Here is an 18,698-nt window from a genome sequence, read left to right as displayed (position 1 = left end):
CCKKYCCGGSSSCGCCGGGGCCGGGCCGGCGGGGCCCCACCTCCCCGGCGCCCCCGGAAAGGCGCGGCCGTGAGAGAGCGGGCCGGGGCCTGGACGGAGGACCCCTACACCGAGGCCATCGGCAACGGCCGTGGGCCGCTCCACCTGCGCGCCCGCGACGGCTGGTCCCTCGCGCTGGACGTCGAACGCTGGTGCAAAGGCGCCGACGCGGCCGACCTGAGCGTGCTGGACCGCTGCCGCGGCACCGTCCTCGACATCGGCTGCGGCCCGGGCCGCCTCGTCACCGCGCTGCACGCGGACGGACACCCCTCACTCGGTATCGACCTCAACCCGGCCGCCGTCGCCCGCACCCGCGCCCGCGGCGGCAGCGCCCTGCGCCGCTCCGTCTTCGAGTCCCTGCCCGCGCCGGGCGTCTGGGACACGGCGCTCCTCATGGACGGCAACATCGGTATCGGCGGCGACCCCGCGCTGCTGCTGCGCCGCGTCGCCCGGCTGGTGCCGCGCGGCGGCCTGCTCCTCGCCGAGGTCGCCACCGAGGACGTCGACGAGCGGCTGCACGTGTGGATGGAGTCCGCCAAGGGAGCCGCCGGCACCCCCTTCCCCTGGGCACGCGTGGGCGCGGCGGCCCTGCACCGCGTCGCCCGGATCTCCGGCTGGCTGGCCGAGGACAGCTGGTCCAAGGACGCCCACGAGTTCGTCGCGCTCCGCCGCGCCTGAGTCGGGCCGCCGTCACGCCGTACCGCATCCGGGCACCCGCGCACCCGGGCGGTGCGTCGAGGCGGCCCCGTGCCATGATCCACCGGAGAGCGAGCGGCGCGCGAGCACGGCGTTGCCGCGCGAGCAACGTCGCACGACCAGCCTCGTGAGCAGCCCGAAAGGACGTCCGTTGAAGGGGAACTGGCCCGGCGGCACCATGCGTGCCGCGCGCATCACCGGCCTGACGCAGACCGATCTGGCCGAGGTGCCGGTGCCCGCGCCCGAACCCGGCACGGTGCTGGTCCGCACCCGGCAGGTGGGCATCTGCGGCACCGACCTGGAGATCCTGCACGGCACGTCGGCGTTCCTGCAGGACGGACGGACGACGTTTCCGCACGTCTTCGGGCACGAGTGGTACGGCGAGGTGGCCGCCTACGCCGACGACCCGCCCGAAGGCGCCCCCGCCGTCGGCTCCGCCGTGGTCGGCCGGACGATGGTGCCCTGCGAGAGGTGCGCCGCCTGCCACGCCGGACGGCCCCAGATGTGCACCGCGCTGCGGGAGACCGGTCTGTACGGACTTCAGGGCGCCGCCGCCGACTACGTGCGCGTGCCCACGCACGCCCTCACACCACTGCCCGCGGGGCTGCCGCAGGGGACGGGGGCGCTGATCGAGCCGGCCGTCTCGATCGTGGAGGCGTACCAGCGGGCCCGCCTCACGTTCGACGACCGGGTGGCCGTCATCGGGACCGGCACCATGGGCCTGCTTGCCGTGCAGTTCGCGCACCACCACGCCGCCGCCGTCGACGCGGTCGGCATCGACGAGGCCGGACTCGACCTCGCCCTGCGCTGCGGCGCGGACGCCGCCCACCACGCCGACGAGGCGCCGGCGGGAGCCTACTCACTGATCGTGGAGGCGTCCGGTGCCGCCTCGGCCTTCACCGGCGCGCTGCGCATGGCGCGGCGCGGCGGGCGCGTGGCCCTCGTGGGGGTGGCCAGGGAACCGGTCTCCTTCGTTCCCGGCGCACTGTCCCTCCAGGGCGTCGACGTCCTCGGCATCCAGCACGGCATCAGTCACTACGACCGCACGGTCGCCCTCTTCGAGCGGGGTGTGCTCCAGGCCGAGCCGCTGGTGGCCGAGGTCGTCGCGGCCGAGTCGGCGGACGCGGTACGGCACGCCTTCGCGCTGCTGGAGCGCGGCAGAAGCGGCCCGCCGAAGGTCCTGCTGGACTTCGGCGGGCCGCTTGTCACCCGGCCCTGACGGCCGGTCGTTCATACCCGGCGGCGGCGCGCCGAGTGGGAGGCCCCGCCGAGCAGCCGGGCGACGGCCCGGAAGGGGAGCGTGACGACGGTAGCGATGGCGCCACCAATCGAGCGAAGCACATCAGCGATGGCGCGGAGCATCTTGTCCTCCTCGAACGACGGACTTTGACGCCGCACGGGTGGCCGCCGACGCGCGGGGCAAACCGACTTTCACCGCAGCGCGCCGCCGGCCTGCGGTACGCGCGCGCCGCGCTCGAAGTCCAGCAGGTGGCGTTTGCGGTCGAGGCCGCCGCCGTACCCGGTCAGCTGCCCCGTCGCGCCGATGACGCGGTGGCAGGGGACGACGATGCTGATCGGGTTCCGCCCGTTGGCCAGTCCGACGGCCCGCGCCGCGCCCGGCCTGCCGATCCGCTCGGCGAGCTGCCCGTAGGAGAGCGTCTCGCCGTACGGGATCTCGCCCAGCGCCGCCCATACGGTGCGCTGGAAGCCGGTGCCCTCCGGCGCGAGCGGGAGCGAGAACGTGGTGCGTTCTTTCGCGAAGTACTCACCGAGTTGCTCCGTCGCCGCGCCGAAGGCGCTCGCGTCGCTGTCGCCGAACGTCTCCTGAGCGGGACGGTGCCGGTGAGGTTCCATGTAGATGCCGGACAGCGTCCCCTCGGTCGCGACCAGAGTCAGTGGGCCCAGAGGGCTGTCGATGACGGTGTGCGTGCGGTGCATGGCGCGTCCCTTCTCGTTCCGCTCCAGTGTCGCGGGTCCCAGGGGAGGGGACTGGCGGAAAAGCGACAGGGCTGTGCGTCTCCCGAGGGGCGCGGCCCTCACCAGGCGCCGTCCACGGCGAGGGCACGGACCGCCGCGCCCCCGTCCAGCGGGACGTGGTCATCCGTCCCAGCGGGCCCTGGCCGCCTCGACGCGGGCGCGGTAGTCCGCGTACCCCTGTTCGTACCGTGCGCCGGCCTCCTCGTCGGGCTCCACCAGGCGATACCCCGCGTGCCAGCGCTCCTCGTCCACCGGATCACCCAGCGCTGCGCGCGCGACGACGGCCGCGCCCCGTGCTCCCACCTCCGCCTCCAGGGGCACCCGGACCGAGCGGCCCAGGATCCCGGCGAACGTGCGCATCCAGCCGGCGGACCGGGTGCCGCCGCCGCAGGCGGCCAGCGTCCGGGAGAGCCCCGCCGCCTCCAGGCAGTGCCGTGCCGCGTAGCCGACCGCCTCGCACATGGCGCGGACCAGGTCGGCGCGGTCGTGCGCGAGGGACATGCCCTCGAAGGAGGCGCGCGCACCGGGGGAGACGAAGGGGGCGCGTTCCCCCGCCTCGGACAGGAACGGCAGCGCCGTCACCCCGCGGGCCCCCGCGGGGCTGCGCTCCAGCAGCGACTCCAACTCCTTCGTGGACGCGCCGACGACCCCGAGCGCCCAGTCGATGCCCGCCGTGCCCACCATGGCGGGCAGCGCCCGCAGCCAGCGGTCGGTGCGCGGGGTGCACAGCCACATCCCGGCCGGTTCGCCGTCCCGCTCGTCCCCCGTCCGCCCGGCCCGGTCGGTGAGGACCTGGCAGGCCAGCGTGGTGCCGACCGTCAGCAGCCCGTCGCCCGGCTCCCGCACGCCGCTCCCGAGCGCGCAGGCCGGCAGGTCGTAGGGGCCCGCGGTGACCGGCAGCCCCGCGGGCAGCCCCAGCAGTGCCGCACCGTGCTTGTCGAGTCTCAGCACGGCGTGCGGGGCGGCGGGTTCGGGCAGCAGGCGGGCCAGCTCCCCGACGCCGCAGGCGGCCAGCGCGGCGGGGGAGTAACGGCGGGTGACGGGGTCGAGGAAGGGGAGGGTGGCGTCGGAGGCGTCCACGCTGACCGTGCCGGTCAGCCGCTGGGCTATGGCGTCCACGCAGTATCCGGCCACCGCCGCGCGTTCCAGCGTGTCGGGCTCGTGCTCGGCCAGCCAGGCCAGCAGCGGCCCGTGACAGCCGGGGAAGGTGCCGGAGCCGGTGTTGCGGAAGATCTCCGCGATGGTTCCGTCCCGCTGCCAGCGGGCGACGAGCGGGGCGGCGCGGCCGTCCATCCACGAGATCATGCGCCCTACCGCGCGTCCTTCTGCGTCGCGCAGCCACAGCCCGTCGCCCTGCCCGGTCAGGGCGAGCGCCGCGGGCGGGCCCGGCAGCGCGGCAGCGGCCTGGCCGACCACCTCGGCGACGCCGGCCAGCACCTCTTCCAGATCCTGCTCGACGACGCCCCCGGGCCCGCGCAGCAGCGTGGAGCGCCGTGCGGCGGTGTGCAGGGAGCGGCCGTCGCGGTCGAAGGCGACGGCCTTGGTGACGGAGGTGCCGATGTCGACACCGATGATGGTCCCGGCCGTTGCTCCGGCGGTTGCAGTCATGGCCGTACGCCCTCCAGACGGCGGTCGCGCAGTGTTCCCGCTTCTCCACAAGAAGATTGTTATATTTATAGCGCTCCACGTGAAGAAACCCAATGGCCGCACCGCTCCCACGCCCTGGAGGACGCATGACCGCCCGGCTCCTGCTCGTACGGCACGGCCAGACCGTCTGGCACGCCGAGAACCGCTACGCCGGCGTCTCGGACGTCCCGCTGACCGACGCCGGGCTGCGGCAGGCCGAGGAGCTGGCCCGGTGGGCGCACCAGCGGTCGCTCCGGGCACCGATCCACGCGGTCGTCAGCTCACCGCTGGAGCGCGCGCGGCACACGGCCGCCCCCGCCGCGCGGGCGCTCGGCCTCACGCCGGCCGTCCACGAAGGCCTGCGCGAGGCCGACTTCGGCTGGGGCGAGGGCCGCACCCTCGCCGAGATGACCGCCGAGGACGCCGCCCTCGTCGACGCCTTCCGGCAGGACGCCGAGACCGGCGCCTTCCCCGGCTCCGAGCCGCCCACCGCGGTGGCCGCCCGGGTGTGCGAGGCGCTGCGTGCGGTGGCGGCGGCACACGAGGGACACACGGTGCTCGTCGTCGCGCACAACACCGCCTTCCGGATCGCGCTGTGCGCCATGCTCGGCATCCCCCTGGGCCGCTACCGGCTCGTGCTGCCCCGGCTGGAGAACGCGGCCGTCACCGAGATCGAGGTGGCCGGCGCCCGCACAGCGCTGCACTCGCTGAACGTGCCGACCGCGCCCGGCACCCCGGCTGCCCGGCACGAGCCCGGCACGGCACCCGCCACCGCGGGCTGAGCGGGGCGAGCCGCCATGCCGAACCCCGCGACCCCGCCCACCGGCACCGCCCGCTCTCAGGAACAGCGCAGGGAACGCGTCACCGCACACGTCCTCGCGCACGGCACGGTCACCGTCACGTGGCTCGCCGAGGCCGTGGGCGTCAGCGTGATGACCATCCACCGCGACCTGGACGCGCTGGCCAGGCGCGGCGTGCTGCGCCGCTTCCGCGGCGGTGTCTCCGCGCAGCCCACCAGCGTCTTCGAGAGCAACCTCGACTACCGCCTCGGCGTCCACGTCCCGCAGAAGGAGGCCGTCGCCCGCGCGGCAGCCGAACTGGTCGAGCCCGGCATGTCGGTGATGCTGGACGACTCCAGCACCGTGCTGGCTCTCGGCCCGCTGCTGCGGGACAAGGCGCCGCTGACCGTGCTGACGAACGCCCGCCGCGTCGTCGACGTCTTCGCCGGGTGCGAGGAGATACGGCTCATCGCGCTGGGCGGCGCGTACTCGCCCACCCACGACTCCTTCCTCGGCGTCCCCTGCGTGGAGGCCATCGAGGCGATGGCCGTCGACCTCGTGCTGGTCAGCACCTCGGCCATGGACGCGCGCATGACCTTCCACCAGGAGCAGGACGTCGTCCTCGTCAAGCGCGCCATGCTCGCCTCCGGCCACCGCAGGGCCCTGCTGATGGACCACTCCAAGGTGGCCCGCACCGGTCTGCACCGGCTGTGCCCGGTCGCCGACTTCGACCACGTCGTGGTGGACGACGGAGTCGCCGACGGCCTCGTGGCCGACCTGCGGGAGCACACCGAGGTGCGGGTCGCGCGGGTGGAAGAGTGAACCCGTTCCTCACACGCTGGATGTGAATTTCACACGCGGAAAGGGAAGCCCGTCATGCACAGCACCACCCCGGCCACCGGGACACGCCCCGGCACCGGCCCGGCACCCTCGCCCGTCGTCGCCGGAATCGATGTCGCCACCGCCGCCGTCCGCGTCCTGTGCGTCGACGCCCACGGCACCGCACGGGCCGAAGGCCGGGCCGAACTGCCCCCACCCGTCCGCGACGGCGAAGGACGCAGCGAGCAGGACGCCTCCTTCTGGTGGCCGGCGACAGCCCGGGCGCTGCGCCAGGCCACCGGGCAGCTGCCCGCGCGCGGCGCCGAGGTGAGCGCCGTCGCGGTCAGCGCCACCTCGGGCACCCTCGTCCTCACCGACGCCGACGGCACGCCTCTGGCTCCCGCCTCGATGTACGACGACCGCAGGGCGGCCGGCCTCAACGCCCGCGCGCAGGAAGCCGGCGCCGCCAGGTGGCGGGCCCTGGGGCTGACCGTCGGCCCCACGGCCGCGCTGGGCCGCGTCGCCTGGTACGCACGCCACGCGTCCGGTGCCCCGCGCGCCGCCCGCATCGCCCACACCCCGGACCTGCTCGGCCGCGCACTGACCGGGGCGCCCATCGCCACCGACTGGAGCCACGCACTCAAGACCGGCTACGACCCCCGCGCCCAGGAGTGGCCGGCCGACGTCCTGGACGCGCTGGCCATACCCCGCCACTGGCTCCCGCCCGTCCAGCCGCCCGGCACCACGGGCGGCACCGTCTGCGCCGAAGCCGCCGCCGAGACGGGACTGCCCCAGGGGTGCGAGGTCCGGCTCGGCATGACGGACGGCTGCGCGGGACAGCTCGCCACCGGCGCCGTGTCCCCGGGACAGTTCGTCGGCGTCCTCGGCACCACGTACGTCCTCAAGGGCGTCACCCGCGACCTGGTCACCGATCCCTCCGGCGCCCTCTACAGCCACCGGCACCCGAACGGCTGGTGGCTGCCGGGCGGCGCCTCCAGCACCGGCGGCGAAGCCCTCGCCCACCGCGCCCCCGGGCAGTTGGCGGCGCTCGACGCCTCGGCCGCCGAGCGCGGCCCCGCCACCTGCGTGAGCTACCCCCTGCGCCGCGCGGGCGAACGCTTCCCCTTCGTCAGCGGCGCCGCCCGCGGCTTCACCCTCGGCACCCCGGCCGACGACGCCGACCTGCACCGTGCCGACCTGGAAGGCGTCGCCTTCCTCGAGCGGCTCGCCCTGGAGCGGATCCGCGCGCTCGGCGTCCCCGTCTCCGCGCCCCTCCACACCGCGGGCGGCGGCAGCCGCAGCCCCCTGTGGACCCGCGTCCGGGCCACCACCCTCGGCATCCCGCTGCGCGTCGCGCCGCACGCCGAAACCGCCCTCGGCGCCGCCCTGCTGGCCGCCACCGGCACGCTGCACCCGTCGTTGGAGGAGGCGGCGCGCCACATGACCGCCGCCGGCCAGACCGTCGACCCGGTGCCCGGGGAGAAGCCGGCCCTGGAGGAGAACTACGGCCGCTTCGTCACCGAGCTGGCCCGGCGCGGCTGGCTGCCCGCCGCTTAGGGCCTCTCGTTCGGATCTTGCTGGGCTCGCGGGCCCCGGCACGCACTCTCGCGGCTGGGGGCACCCCGGGCCGGAGGCTGGGGGAGTCGGTCGGCCAGCCGTGCCATCCACTCCTCCTCCCCGCCCCGGTACCAGTCCGCGAGCCCCCTGGTGAAGGCGTCGGGGGCGTCGGTGAGGGCCGCGAGCCGGGCCGCGCGCCACAGCGCTCGGTCAGGTGCGGTGCGGATGCGGGGTCTGGTCATGGTGGGGAGTCTGCCCCGCAGGCTGGTGGGGCAGACCGGCGCGGTGTCCTGGCGGGAACCAGAGGGTGACGGCGAGGGCCGTCAGGGCGATGAGGGCGGCCAGGGTCCACATGGCGGTGTGCATGCCGTCGGTGAACGCGTGCACGACCGCTTCCAGTTGGCCGGGTTCCGCCGTGCGGGCGCGGGCCTCGGCGACGGTGCTCGGCGCTTCGGGGCCCCGCAGCGCCGCGGGGAGCCGCGCGGTGAAGACCGCGGTCACCAGGGTGCCGCTGACGGCGATGCCCAAAGCGCTGCCCAGTTCGCGGGCCAGGCTCTGGAGCCCGGAGCCCGTGCCGGCGCGCTCGGGCGGGAGCGCGGACATCATGGCGTGCGAGAGCAGCGGGGTGGCGATGCCGCAGCCGAGCGCCGTGAGGGTGGCGCCCAGCCCGTAGACGGGGTACGGGGTGTGCGCGGTCACGGTGGAGACCACGCACAGCCCCGAGGCCAGGACGAGCATGCCCCCCGCGGCCGTGGCCCGCCGCCCGGCGCGCCGCTCCAGCAGGAGCCCGCAGCGCGGACCCGCCAGCAGTCCCGCGGCCATGGGCAGGAGCCGGACACCGGCGCCCAGCGCGCTGTACCCCTTGGCGTACTGGAGGTACTGGCCGTTGACGTACATCAGTCCGAACATGCCGAGGAACAGCGCCGCCATCCCCACCGCTCCGGCCCGCACTGCCGGCCGGAGGAAGAGCCGGGGGTCCAGCAGGGGGTGCGGGGAGCGGAGTTCGTGCCGCACCCACCAGTACAGCAGCAGGGCGGAGGCCGCCGCGGCGACCAGCACCGGCGGGCTCGTCCAGCCGGACTGCGGCCCTGCGACGATGCCGTACAGCAGAGCGAGGAAGCCGGCCGTCAGCAGCGCGGTGCTGCCGGGCGCGAGTGGCCGGGGATGGCGGTCCGTGACGGGCGCCGCGACGGCCGCCAGCGCCAGGGCGAGCAGCGCGAGCGGCAGCAGGCACCAGAAGAGGCTCCGCCAGGTGCCGTACTGGATCGCGGCTCCGCCGCCGAGGTTGCCGAGGACGGCGGCGAGCCCGGTCATGGAGGCCCAGACGGCGACGGCGCGCTGGCGCAGGGCCTCGGGGACGCCGTCCACGAGCAGGGCCAGCGTCGTCGGCAGTACGGCGGCGGCCCCCGCTCCGCTGAGCGCGCGCCCGGCGATGAGCACCCCGACGTGCGGCGCCAGCGCGCACAGCAGGGAGCCCAGCGTGAAGACGCCCATGCCGCTCAGCAGGGTGCCCTTGCGCCCGGCGCGGTCGGCCAGTGCCCCGGCGGGGATCAGCAGGCAGGCGAAGACGACGACGTAACCGTCGACGACCCACACCACCTGCGCGGCGGAGGGCCGCAGCGCGCTCGCCGAGAGGGCGGGGATGGCGAGGTTGATGGCGGAGACCATGCCGACGACGAGTGTCACGCACAGGCACATCGCGGCCGTCAGCAGCCGCGGCGCTCCCCGTCCCTTTCCGGGGGCGCTCACCGGGCGCGCTCCTGACCCGGCCCGCGGCCCGGGGGCGCCGCCACCGAGGCGCGCAGCACGAGCCGGTCGCCGCGCAGGTGGATGAACTCCAGGTCGGCGGGGCGCCCGTCGGCCAGGCTGGTCAGCCGTTCGACGGTCAGCACGGCACCGCCGCTCTCCGGCATCCGCAGGACGGCGCGGGTCGCGGCGTCGGCCCACACGGCCTGGACCGAGACCTCGGCGCCGCCCAGCGGCACGCCCGCCACGCTCTCGATGAGAGCGAAGACGTCCCTGTGCTCCAGCGCTTCCCTCTCCAGCGCCAGCAGTGGCTTCCCGATCTGCGGCAGCAGGTACGTCGAGTCGAGCGACAACGGCACCCCGTCCAGGCTGCGCAGCCGCTCCAGGTGGACGGCCTCGTCCTGTTCGCCCAGCCCCAGGCGACGGGCCACGGCGCGGGGTGGCCGTACCAGCCGGGCCTCCCGCACCTGGTTGACGACGCTGCCGTGGTGGTGGAGGACCTCGGCCAGGCCCGCCAGCTCGCCGAGCGGGTGCTCGTAGGCGCGGCCCACGACGACCGTGCCCACGCCTCGACGGCGCTCGACCAGTCCTTCGTCGCGCAGCAGTGCGAGCGCCTCGCGTACCGTGTTGCGGCTGACCGAGAACTCCGCGACGAGCGCGCGCTCGTCCGGCAGCACTCCGCCGCGGAAGGCGCCGTCGAGCACCTGGCGGCGCAGCACGTTCGCCACCCGCCGCGCACGGTCGGCTCGCAGGGAACCTGCCTCGTCCGCTTCTGTGTCCATGGGACCGACGCTAGGGGAGCGGTGTTGCGGCAGAGTTACGCCACCCCGCCTGACCTGGAACGATGCTCTGAGCAGCGGTTTCGTGGCGGAGCGGGCGGACTCCGCCACCCGCGCCCACCGCGGGGTCGCCGAGCGCGCGACGGTGCCCGCGTACGGCTCGCAGCGTGCCTCGGCGCACGCCTCGGAACGGAGACGGCGCCCGCCTCACGACGGGTGCCGGCGCATGGCTCACAACGGGTGCCGGCGCACGGCTCAGAACGGGTGCCAGCGCACGGTCGGGTCCGCTTGGCGCAGCGAGGCCACCCGCCGCCGGAACTCCGCGAGCGCCGCCGGGTTGCCCGGCGCGTGCTGGGAGACCCAGGCACAGCTCGCCGTCTCCCGCGCTCCCCGCAGCACGGCGCACCCCTCCCACTCGCGGACGTCCCAGCCGTAGGTCGTGCAGAACGCCTCGTACTCCGCCTCGGGCAGGCCGTAGCGGTCGTGGCTGAGCGCCATGACCACGAGGTCGTGTTCGCGCAGGTCGCTGGAGAAGGTCTCCAGATCGACCAGGAGCGGGCCCTGCTCGGTGACGTGCACGTTGCGGGGCAGCGCGTCGCCGTGCACGGGGCCCGGCGGCAGGTGCGGGACGAGTCCGGGCAGGGAGGCGACGACGTCGTCCCTGCGCGCCCGCAGGAACGCCGCGTCCTCCCTGGGCACGGCGTCCCCGGCCAGGCGCAGCCACCGCTCGATCCCGCCCAGCAGCTCGCGCGGCGGCAGAGTGAAGGGCGGCTGGGGCAGAGCGTGGACGAGTCGCAGCAGTCCGGCCAGGTCCGCGGCGCCGGCGGGGCGCACGGCGGCGGGCAGCCGCTGCCAGAGGGTGACGGGGTGGTCCCCGACGAGCCGCGCCTCGGGCTCCACCGCGCGGACCGCCGGCACCCCCTCTTCCTCCAGCCAGGTCGCCACCCGCAGCTCGTGCTCCGCGCGGCCCAGCAGTTCGGGGGTGCGGCCGATCCGTACGACGGTCCCGCCCAGCGCGAAGACGGCGTTCTCGCCGAGCGACAGCAGCCGCGCGCTGCCGCCGGGGCCGCCGGTCGCCGCAGCCAGCACCTGACGGGCCAGGTCCTCGGTGAATGTCGCGCTGCTCGCCATCGCCTGTGCTCTCCTCGCGGTCGGTCGGTTCGTCCTCAAGGCTGTCAGGTGCCCGCGCGGGGGCAGGTGCCGCCCCGGCTGGAATGCGGCGTATCTCTCATCTCCTGGGCGCAACCGTGGTTCTACCCAAGTGGTCTGCATCATTGACAAGCACGGGCAAAAACGGGCAGTTGGGAGCAGGAGTTGCACAGCAAGCGGGGCAGCAGGCCGTCGGTCGTGGCGATGGCCGCCGCGGCGGGAACGGTGGCGGTGGGTCTGCTGACGGCGTTCGTCCAGGCGAGCACCCAGGACGCGGCGTCCGGCGCGCATCCGGGGTGGGAGCAGAGCCTGCGGGCCACGCGGGTGCCTCAGCAGGCCGCCGCCCCGCACGGCAAGCCGAAGGCCGCGCCGCACGGTGGTGCGCCGGCCCCGCGGAAGGTGAGCCGCGGGATAAGCCATCACACGGAGAAGGGCGGCCGTACGGTGGCGCTCACCCTGGATGACGGCCCGCACCCGGAGTGGACCCCCAAGACGCTGGATCTCCTGCGCGAGTACCACATCAAGGCGACGTTCTGTCTGATAGGTCCGAACGCCGAGCGCTATCCGAAGCTCGTGAAGCGGATCGTGGCCGAGGGGCACCGGCTGTGCGACCACTCGGTCGACCACGACACGGGGATGGACCACGAGCCGGTGGCGTATCAGAAGCGGCAGATACTCGACGCGAAGAAGATGATCGACAAGGCGTCGGGCGGCGCGCCGGTGTACTACTACCGGGCGCCGGGCGGCGCCTTCACGCCGGACAGCCGGCGGATAGCGGCGGGGCACGGCATGCGTCCGCTGGGCTGGATCGTCGACCCCGGTGACTGGCAGCGCCCGGGCGCCGACGTGATACTCCGGCACGCTGAGGAGCAGACCAGCGACGGCGCGGTGATCCTCTTCCACGACGGCGGCGGTGACCGCTCGGAGTCGTACGAGGCGCTGCGGCAGTTCCTGCCCTGGCTGAAGGATCGGGGTTACGGCTTCGGGTTCCCGAAGGCTTGACCGGGACCGGTCAGCCGCTAAAGTCTAGACCAATCCCGATGTGCTCTCCGTCTCACCGAAGGAGCTGAGATGCACAAGAAGCCGTCCATCCAACGGAAGTTAGCGGCACTGGCAGGTGTCGGGCTCGCGCCCGTGCTGGTGCTCGGGCTCACCGCGACCCCGGCTGGCGCGCACGGCTGGGTCACCAACCCGGCGAGCCGCCAGGACCAGTGCGCACGCGGCGTCGTCCAGTGCGGCCAGATCAAGTGGGAACCGCAGAGTGTCGAGGGCCCCAAGGGGCTCAAGGACTGTGCGGGCGGCAACTCCCGCTTCGCCGACCTGCGCGACGACAACAAGGGCTGGCACGTCACCGACGTGGGCAGCTCGACCACCTTCAAGTGGAACGTGCCCGTCAGGCACGCCACCAGCACCTGGCAGTACTTCATCGGCAACACGAAGCTCGCCGAGTTCGACGACGGCGGGGCCATACCCCCCGACCAGGTCTCGCACCACGTCGACTTCCAGGGCTTCACCGGCAAGCAGAAGGTGCTCGCCGTGTGGAACATCGCCGACACGGCCAACGCCTTCTACGCCTGCGTCGACGTCAACATCGGCGGCTGACGCCCGCCTCCCGGCCCCGCGCCGGGACATCCCCCCACGTCCGTCCGCTGCTCAACCCTCAGTGCGACGGGCCCCCTCGGCCACCCCCTCCCCGGGGTGGCCGAGGCCGTTGTGCGCGTGCCGGTCCTGACGGGGCCGATTCCTCGGGTTCCCCGGGCGACGCGCCATGTGGAATTCGCGGTTTGCGACTCGCTCTCGCGCGGGAGTTATGCGTTAGCAACGGGATTTCACGGCACAGTCGTCGCACGCGTCACGGCCAACTCTCCTTTCCCGTGGGCCAGTCGAAGCGCACGATTGCGACACGCCGAATCCAGTGGCGTCACCGGACCGGGTCCCGGCGATTCTCCGGCCCGACTGCCTTGATTCCAGGGCGAGTTCGCCAGGGGCGCGGAATCCTATTATGGGCAGCCTTATCGGGAAACCGTTTGCTCTAATCCCGAATTGCGGCACGCTTCATTGCAAGAACGGCCCGCCGTGGCGAGCCGGGAAACCCCAACGTCCCACTCCTGCAAGGAGGTCCCGTTGCCCCTTGCCCTCCTGGCTTTGGCCATTGCGACATTCGGCGCCGGCACGGCCGAGTTCGTGATGATAGGTCTACTGCCCGAGGCCGCATCCGACATGGGAGTCAGCATCTCCGATGCGGGCGGCTACGTATCTTTCTACTCACTCGGTGTCGTCATCGGCGCACCCCTGCTCACCGTCGCCGGTATGCGCGTCGGCCGTAAGACGATATTGCTCGCGATGACCTGTCTGTTCATTTTCGGAAACATCGCGTCAGCTCTCGCACCGAACCATGAACTCCTGTTGGCCGCCCGGCTCACCGCGGGGTTGCCACACGGCGTGTTCTTCGGAATCGGGGCGGTCGTCGCCGCGGGACTCGTACGGCCCGAAAGACGGGGCCGGGCGCTGTCGGTGGTGCTCGTCGGCGTACCGATGGCCAACATCGTCGGCTCTCCGCTGGGCACCCTGCTGGGCCAGACGGTCGGCTGGCGGTGGACGTTCATCGTCGTCGCGGGGATCGGCGTGTTCGGCCTCGTCTCCCTCGCGGCCCTGATCCCCGTCCAGCCGGAGCCCGCCCGGGGCAGCGTGCGCGGCGAGCTCGGCCTGTTCAAGAGGCCGCAGGTCTGGCTCGCCTACGCCGTGGTGGTGTTCGGCTTCGCCGGCACCTCGTCGTTCTACACCTACATCCAGCCGCTGGTGACCGAGGTCAGCGGCTACACACCCACCGCGGCGACCGCGCTGCTCGCGCTGGCCGGGGCGGGGATGACGGTGGGGACGCTCCTCGGCGGACGCCTCACCGACTGGCCGGTACGGACGATCTGCGGCGCGCTGCTGACGCTGTCGCTGTCACTCGCGATGATCATGGTCACGGCGCAGAACACCGTACTGGTGGCCGTGAACGTGTTCCTCACCGGTATCGCGGGCATGGCCGCCATCCCCAGCGTGCAGGCACGCATCCTCGACCATGGAAGAGACGCACCCGAACTGGGTTCGGCCAGCGTCCAGTCGGCGTTCAACATCGCCAACTCGCTGGGGGCCTCCCTCGGCGGCATGGTGATCGCGGCGGGCTTCGGCTTCACCTCGCCCAGCTGGCTGGGCGCGCTGCTGGCGCTGACCGGTGCCTGCTTCGGGCTGCTGTCCGGCTGGCTCGACCGCACCACCCGCTCGTGGGAGGTCGCGGCCTCCGCACCCTCCTGGAAGAGCGTCAAGTCGGAAGCGTTATGCAACCGAGCAGGTGCCGGGACCCCGTGGCGCGGGACGGTTCGTCCGTTCCGCGCCACGGCGCTGTCCACAGCCGCCGCTGTGCGCCTGCGCCGAGCCTCACGACGAGGCGGGGACGGGGCCCTCCTCGTGGGTCCACCGCAGCACCGCGCCCATGCCGCCGACCGGCAGGTCGTCCTGAGGGGAAGCCACCAGCACCTCCGCGTCCGTCGCCGCCGCGCTCCGCAGCAGCGCGTCGTCGGCACGGGCCGGCACGGGCTCGGTGGCGCCCAGGTACTGCAACTCGGAGCGGCGCACCGCGACCTGGTCGCAGCTGTCGCCGACCCACACCTCACGGTCCCGGTCGGACCCGCCGGGCCGCACCACCAAGGTGCCCACCCGGTGTTCCCGCGCCGCCTCCACCAGTGAGGGCACGCCCTCGGCGACGTCGGCACCCGTGGAGCCGGCAGGGCCCGGGGAGCCCGGTGTGTGGGCGGCGCGCAGCCGGGAGAGGGCGTCGTCGGTGTGCCGCTGGACGAACTCCTGGCGGGCCCGCTCGGTCTCCCGGTCGAGCAACTCGGTCGCCGACCCCGCCGCGCGCCCGCCGTGGGAGGTCTCCACCGCGACGCCCCGCAACCGCTCGGGCAGCTTCTCGTGGACGGCGCGCCGCTCGCGGGGGTCGCCGCTGAGTACCAGCACGTCGGCACCGGTCTCCCGGAAACGGGTGGCGATGGCGTCGGCGATCACCCCCGCGTTGCTCTCCCAGGTGTTCTCCACCTTCAGCTGGAAGTGCTTCTCCGACGGCTCCCCCGTGGTGGTGCGGTGCACCGGCCAGTCCTCGCCGCGCGCCTGCCCGGCCTCCCGGGTGCCGCGCGCGTCGGCCAGTTCGAAGTCGGCGCCCGTGCGGTCGATGCGCGCCGTCAGGCACAGCGGGTTCTCACCGGTCAGTTCGGGCAGCGGTGCCAGGTGGGGCAGCGCGGACCAGCACACCTGGGTGCGGTCGGGCGCCCGCGTCAGCGGCAGGTCCAAAACGACCTCGCCGTCCGTCGCGAACACCACGCTGCCCTGCGGCTGGGTGCGGGGCGACAGCGTTTCCAGGTACTGCGTGACGGCGTCCACGGTGGCCGCCCCGGCACCCTGCCGCGCCAGCTCGTCGCCCGCCGCGCGGGCCGTCAGGCGGCGCTCGTCCCCGGCGGTCTCGGTGGCCCGTGCCGTGCCCACGTAGGCGGTGGCCCACGGTCCGTGCCGGTCGAGGAGGGGGGCGAGGGAATCGAGGCGCATGGTTCCTCCCTGCGTCGTCGAGGGGGCGATGTGCTCATGTGAGGTGACCGGCGCGTGGTCGCCCTCAGGCGCCGATGCCTCCGGACGGACCGGTCCGCCCGTGCCGGGCCACCGCACGTCAGGACGCCCCGTGCGCCCGGTGGTCCCGCGCGTCCCGGGCCTCCCGTGCGTGCCGCGGTCACCCGCGGTTCCTGCGGGTACCCCTCGCCCCGGACGCCGACACGGCCCCGCGCCGGCTGCGCGGAAACCGGGGCCGCCCCGCCGCTGTGCGCAGGGTCGGGGACATGCCAATATCCGGGGATGGCGTCACTGAGCGAACTCCTCCCCACCGAGGCGATCCGGCTGGACGCGCCCGCAGCCGACTGGCGCGCCGCCCTCCGCGCGGCCGGTGACCTGCTGGTCGCGACGGGCAGCGGCACCGACGCCTACACCGACGAGATGATCGCAGTCGTCGAGGAGCACGGGCCCTACATCGTCCTCGCGCCCGGCTTCGCCTTCGCGCACGCCCGGCCCTCTCCCGCGGTGCGCCGTACCGGCATGGCGTGGGTACGGCTGGCCGAACCCGTGCACTTCGGGCACGAGGCCAACGACCCCGTCACGCTCGTCGTCGCGCTCGCCGCCGAGGACTCCGGGGCCCACACGGCGGCCATGGCGGCCCTCGCCAGGCTGCTGGGCGACCCGGCCACCGAAGCCGCGCTGCGGTCGGCGCCGGGACCTGAGGCGCTGCGCCGGGTGCTGGACGGCGAGGAGCCGGACGAGCACGGTGCCCGCGAGGCGAAAGCCGCGCACCGCCCCGACAGCACGCCCGGGCAGCGCTCGGACGCGGCGTCCGAGGGGCGCTCGGACACGGCGTCCGAGGGGCGGCCGGATGCGGCGCCCGAGAAGCGCTCGGACACAGCGTCCGAGGGGCGCTCGGACACGTCGCCCGGGCGGCGAGCAGGGGAGACGGTCCGAGGACGTTCCGCCGGCGCGCACGCCCCGGCGGTGCACACGATCCTCACCGTGTGCGGCAACGGCGTCGGCACCAGCCTCTTCCTCAAGAACACCCTGGAGCGGGTGGTGGAGCGCTGGGGCTGGACGCGGCACGTCACTGTCGAGGCCACCGACACGATCTCCGCCAAGGGCAGGGCGGCGGAGGCGGTGGCCGTCCTCACCTCGCGGGAGATCGCCAGGGCGCTCGGCGACATCGGCGTCCCGGTGCGGGTCGTGGAGGACTTCACCAGCGCCCGACAGGTCGACGCGGCCCTCCGCGACCTCTACGACGTCTGAGACCCCCGAGGGCGGGCGCTCCCGGTCGGCGCCCACCTCCGGCACCCCCACCGCACCACCCACGGCACGAGGCGGAAGGCTCCATGGACTGGCTGGTCACAATCGCGACGTTCCTCGTCAACGAGGTCCTGAGCGTCCCCGCGTTCCTCATCGGTCTCATCACGGCGGCCGGACTCGGCGCCCTGCGCAAGCCGGCGGGGCAGGTCGCCGGCGGTGCGATCAAGGCGACGCTGGGCTTCCTGCTCATCAACGCCGGCGCCGGACTCGTCGTCACCTCGCTGGCGCCGCTGGGAGAGATGATCCAGGGCGCCACCGGAGCGCACGGGGTGATCCCCACCAACGAGGCCATCGTCGGCATCGCTCAGGCGCGGTTCGGCGCCCGTGTCGCCTGGCTGATGATCGTCGGATTCGGGCTCGGGCTGCTGCTGGCCCGGTTCACCCCGCTGCGCTACGTCTTCCTGACGGGCCACCACATGCTGTTCATGGCCACGCTGCTGACCATGGTGCTGGCGACGGCCGGGCTGCCGGCGTGGGCCGTCGTCGTGGTCGGCGGCGTACTGCTGGGCATCCTCCTGGTGTCGATGCCCGCCTTCGCCCACCCGTGGACCAAGCGCGTCACGGGCAACAACACCGTCGCCCTCGGCCACTTCGGCACGGCGGGCTATGTGACGGCGGGCGCCGTCGGGCAGCTCGTCGGCAAGCGCAGCCGCAGTACCGAGGACATGAAGCTGCCCGAGGGGCTGCGCTTCCTGCGCGACTCGATGGTCGCCACCGCGCTGTCCATGCTGCTCATCTACGTGACCATGGCCGTGGTGTACGTCGCAGAGGCGGGGCGGCACACCGCCTTCGAGGCGTTCGCCACCGGCGGCGGCGCGCCCGCCGCCGACCTCGGCGACTACCTGATGCGGTCGGTCATGCAGGGCCTGCAGTTCGGCATCTCCGTCGCGGTCATCCTCTTCGGCGTCCGGACGATCCTCGGCGAACTCGTCCCCGCCTTCCAGGGCATCGCGCAGAAGGTGGTGCCGGGTGCCGTGCCCGCGCTGGACGCGCCGATCGTCTTCCCGTACGCCCCCAACGCGGTGCTCGTCGGGTTCCTGGCCAGCTTCACCGGCGGACTGTGCACCCTGGCGCTGCTGGCCTGGGTGCTGGGCCCGGCCTTCGGGCTCGCACTCGTGCTGCCCGGGCTCGTACCGCACTTCTTCACCGGCGGCGCCGCCGGCGTCTTCGGCAACGCCACCGGTGGCAGGCGGGGCGCGGTGCTGGGCGCGTTCTGCAACGGGGTGCTGATCACCCTGCTGCCCGCCACCCTGATGAAGGTGCTCGGGGCCTTCGGGGACGAGAACACGACGTTCGGAGACGCCGACTTCGGCTGGTTCGGCTCCCTCATCGGCTTCGCCGCCAAGGCGGGCGGCGCCGTCGGCATCGTCCTCATGCTCGTCGTCGGCGGTGCCGTGCTGGCTGGTGCCGTCCTGGTGCAGAAACGCGTCGTCGACCCCGGCTGGGACCCGGGCGCACACCGGGACGCGCTGTCACCGTCCGAAGCCGCCGCCTGTGGTGCTGCCGCCTCCGACGCGGGGGCTTCCGGCGCGGAAGCGGGCGTTCCCGCGCAGGGTTCCGGCACGTCCTCAGGACCGGAGACGGGGCCGCGCGGCTACCCCAGGCTCGCGCCACCCGTCGG

17 protein-coding genes and 1 pseudogene are annotated in these 18,698 nt (G+C 74.1%); 10 read left to right on the top strand and 8 right to left on the bottom strand.

Features of this window, described 5'->3' with window-relative positions; genetic code table 11:
* The first annotated feature begins 69 nt into the window (after positions 1-69).
* Positions 70-717 (top strand): methyltransferase domain-containing protein, encoded by a 648-nt coding sequence (locus AB8Z75_RS17740; protein WP_369203085.1) that lies wholly within the window; start codon positions 70-72, stop codon positions 715-717.
* Between the two features lie 169 nt (positions 718-886).
* Positions 887-1,954, top strand: a complete 1,068-nt coding sequence (locus AB8Z75_RS17735) for a zinc-binding dehydrogenase (protein WP_369203083.1) — start codon at positions 887-889, stop codon at positions 1,952-1,954.
* Positions 1,955-1,965: 11 nt separating this feature from the next.
* Here the strand turns inward: AB8Z75_RS17735 and AB8Z75_RS17730 are convergent, their stop codons facing one another.
* The 3 genes from AB8Z75_RS17730 to AB8Z75_RS17720 all read right to left on the bottom strand — a co-directional run bounded on the left by AB8Z75_RS17730 (position 1,966) and on the right by AB8Z75_RS17720 (position 4,320).
* Positions 1,966-2,097, bottom strand: coding sequence for an LPFR motif small protein (locus AB8Z75_RS17730; RefSeq protein WP_369203081.1), 132 nt, complete (start codon positions 2,095-2,097; stop codon positions 1,966-1,968).
* A gap of 69 nt (positions 2,098-2,166) precedes the next feature.
* The gene (locus AB8Z75_RS17725; RefSeq protein WP_369203079.1) at positions 2,167-2,673 is read right to left on the bottom strand and encodes a methylated-DNA--[protein]-cysteine S-methyltransferase; all 507 of its coding nucleotides are present in this window, start codon (positions 2,671-2,673) and stop codon (positions 2,167-2,169) included.
* A gap of 159 nt (positions 2,674-2,832) precedes the next feature.
* Positions 2,833-4,320: an FGGY family carbohydrate kinase gene (locus AB8Z75_RS17720; RefSeq protein ID WP_369203077.1), complete on the bottom strand. Its 1,488-nt coding sequence runs from the start codon at positions 4,318-4,320 to the stop codon at positions 2,833-2,835.
* A 125-nt stretch (positions 4,321-4,445) separates the two neighbouring features.
* On the opposite strand from AB8Z75_RS17720, the gene AB8Z75_RS17715 reads away from it, so the two are divergent.
* From AB8Z75_RS17715 to AB8Z75_RS17705, 3 genes are read left to right on the top strand one after another with little or no spacing between them, the layout of a single operon-like run.
* The gene (locus AB8Z75_RS17715; RefSeq protein WP_369203075.1) at positions 4,446-5,120 is read left to right on the top strand and encodes a histidine phosphatase family protein; all 675 of its coding nucleotides are present in this window, start codon (positions 4,446-4,448) and stop codon (positions 5,118-5,120) included.
* 15 nt (positions 5,121-5,135) lie between these two features.
* Positions 5,136-5,939 (top strand): DeoR/GlpR family DNA-binding transcription regulator, encoded by an 804-nt coding sequence (locus AB8Z75_RS17710; RefSeq protein ID WP_369203073.1) that lies wholly within the window; start codon positions 5,136-5,138, stop codon positions 5,937-5,939.
* Between the two features lie 54 nt (positions 5,940-5,993).
* Positions 5,994-7,493 (top strand): FGGY-family carbohydrate kinase, encoded by a 1,500-nt coding sequence (locus tag AB8Z75_RS17705; protein WP_369203071.1) that lies wholly within the window; start codon positions 5,994-5,996, stop codon positions 7,491-7,493.
* Here AB8Z75_RS17705 and AB8Z75_RS17700 read toward each other — a convergent pair.
* The 4 genes from AB8Z75_RS17700 to AB8Z75_RS17685 all read right to left on the bottom strand — a co-directional run bounded on the left by AB8Z75_RS17700 (position 7,490) and on the right by AB8Z75_RS17685 (position 11,149).
* A complete protein-coding gene (locus AB8Z75_RS17700; protein WP_369203069.1) occupies positions 7,490-7,735 on the bottom strand; it encodes a hypothetical protein in 246 nt (81 codons plus the stop codon). The genes AB8Z75_RS17705 and AB8Z75_RS17700 overlap by 4 nt on opposite strands.
* On the bottom strand, positions 7,704-9,242 hold the full coding sequence (locus AB8Z75_RS17695) for an MFS transporter (protein WP_369203067.1): 1,539 nt from the start codon (positions 9,240-9,242) through the stop codon (positions 7,704-7,706). The genes AB8Z75_RS17700 and AB8Z75_RS17695 overlap by 32 nt, the downstream gene beginning before the upstream one ends.
* Positions 9,239-10,021, bottom strand: a complete 783-nt coding sequence (locus tag AB8Z75_RS17690) for a GntR family transcriptional regulator (protein ID WP_369203065.1) — start codon at positions 10,019-10,021, stop codon at positions 9,239-9,241. The genes AB8Z75_RS17695 and AB8Z75_RS17690 overlap by 4 nt, the downstream gene beginning before the upstream one ends.
* A gap of 252 nt (positions 10,022-10,273) precedes the next feature.
* Entirely contained in the window at positions 10,274-11,149 is an 876-nt protein-coding gene (locus AB8Z75_RS17685; protein WP_369203063.1) for a phosphotransferase enzyme family protein, read from the bottom strand.
* A 183-nt stretch (positions 11,150-11,332) separates the two neighbouring features.
* On the opposite strand from AB8Z75_RS17685, the gene AB8Z75_RS17680 reads away from it, so the two are divergent.
* The 3 genes and pseudogenes from AB8Z75_RS17680 to AB8Z75_RS17670 all read left to right on the top strand — a co-directional run.
* Complete coding sequence (locus tag AB8Z75_RS17680) at positions 11,333-12,169, top strand: polysaccharide deacetylase family protein (RefSeq protein ID WP_369203061.1); 837 nt, start codon at positions 11,333-11,335, stop codon at positions 12,167-12,169.
* A gap of 69 nt (positions 12,170-12,238) precedes the next feature.
* A complete protein-coding gene (locus AB8Z75_RS17675) occupies positions 12,239-12,769 on the top strand; it encodes a lytic polysaccharide monooxygenase auxiliary activity family 9 protein (RefSeq protein WP_369203059.1) in 531 nt (176 codons plus the stop codon).
* A gap of 585 nt (positions 12,770-13,354) precedes the next feature.
* Positions 13,355-14,257 (top strand): annotated as a pseudogene (locus tag AB8Z75_RS17670) (MFS transporter); the annotation flags it as partial.
* A gap of 333 nt (positions 14,258-14,590) precedes the next feature.
* On the opposite strand, the gene AB8Z75_RS17665 reads toward AB8Z75_RS17670, so the two are convergent.
* The gene (locus tag AB8Z75_RS17665; RefSeq protein ID WP_369203057.1) at positions 14,591-15,751 is read right to left on the bottom strand and encodes a Vms1/Ankzf1 family peptidyl-tRNA hydrolase; all 1,161 of its coding nucleotides are present in this window, start codon (positions 15,749-15,751) and stop codon (positions 14,591-14,593) included.
* A gap of 300 nt (positions 15,752-16,051) precedes the next feature.
* Here AB8Z75_RS17665 and AB8Z75_RS17660 point away from each other — a divergent pair, with 300 nt between their 5' ends.
* Together AB8Z75_RS17660 and AB8Z75_RS17655 are read left to right on the top strand one after the other, a co-directional pair.
* Positions 16,052-17,020 carry a PTS sugar transporter subunit IIA gene (locus AB8Z75_RS17660; RefSeq protein WP_369203055.1) on the top strand — a complete coding sequence of 323 codons (969 nt, stop codon included), beginning with the start codon at positions 16,052-16,054 and terminating at the stop codon, positions 17,018-17,020.
* Positions 17,021-17,103: 83 nt separating this feature from the next.
* On the top strand, positions 17,104-18,698 hold a 1,595-nt coding region (locus AB8Z75_RS17655), incomplete at its 3' end, for a PTS ascorbate transporter subunit IIC (protein ID WP_369203053.1).

This window comes from Streptomyces sp. PU-14G, from assembly GCF_041028275.1.
In the GTDB taxonomy this organism is placed as follows: Bacteria; Actinomycetota; Actinomycetes; order Streptomycetales; family Streptomycetaceae; genus Streptomyces.
The sequence above is the reverse complement of the archived record's forward strand: the minus strand, read 5'-3'. Positions and strand labels throughout refer to the sequence as shown.

Bases quoted from the DNA above. Each gene is read 5' to 3' on its own strand.
- AB8Z75_RS17675 (WP_369203059.1), top strand. From the start codon at position 12,239: ATGCACAAGAAGCCGTCCATCCAACGGAAGTTAGCGGCACTGGCAGGT.
- AB8Z75_RS17665 (WP_369203057.1), bottom strand. From the start codon at position 15,751: ATGCGCCTCGATTCCCTCGCCCCCCTCCTCGACCGGCACGGACCGTGG.
- AB8Z75_RS17685 (WP_369203063.1), bottom strand. From the start codon at position 11,149: ATGGCGAGCAGCGCGACATTCACCGAGGACCTGGCCCGTCAGGTGCTG.
- AB8Z75_RS17720 (WP_369203077.1), bottom strand. From the start codon at position 4,320: ATGACTGCAACCGCCGGAGCAACGGCCGGGACCATCATCGGTGTCGAC.
- AB8Z75_RS17705 (WP_369203071.1), top strand. From the start codon at position 5,994: ATGCACAGCACCACCCCGGCCACCGGGACACGCCCCGGCACCGGCCCG.
- AB8Z75_RS17725 (WP_369203079.1), bottom strand. From the start codon at position 2,673: ATGCACCGCACGCACACCGTCATCGACAGCCCTCTGGGCCCACTGACT.
- AB8Z75_RS17730 (WP_369203081.1), bottom strand. From the start codon at position 2,097: ATGCTCCGCGCCATCGCTGATGTGCTTCGCTCGATTGGTGGCGCCATC.
- AB8Z75_RS17715 (WP_369203075.1), top strand. From the start codon at position 4,446: ATGACCGCCCGGCTCCTGCTCGTACGGCACGGCCAGACCGTCTGGCAC.
- AB8Z75_RS17690 (WP_369203065.1), bottom strand. From the start codon at position 10,021: ATGGACACAGAAGCGGACGAGGCAGGTTCCCTGCGAGCCGACCGTGCG.
- AB8Z75_RS17700 (WP_369203069.1), bottom strand. From the start codon at position 7,735: ATGACCAGACCCCGCATCCGCACCGCACCTGACCGAGCGCTGTGGCGC.
- AB8Z75_RS17660 (WP_369203055.1), top strand. From the start codon at position 16,052: ATGGCGTCACTGAGCGAACTCCTCCCCACCGAGGCGATCCGGCTGGAC.
- AB8Z75_RS17710 (WP_369203073.1), top strand. From the start codon at position 5,136: ATGCCGAACCCCGCGACCCCGCCCACCGGCACCGCCCGCTCTCAGGAA.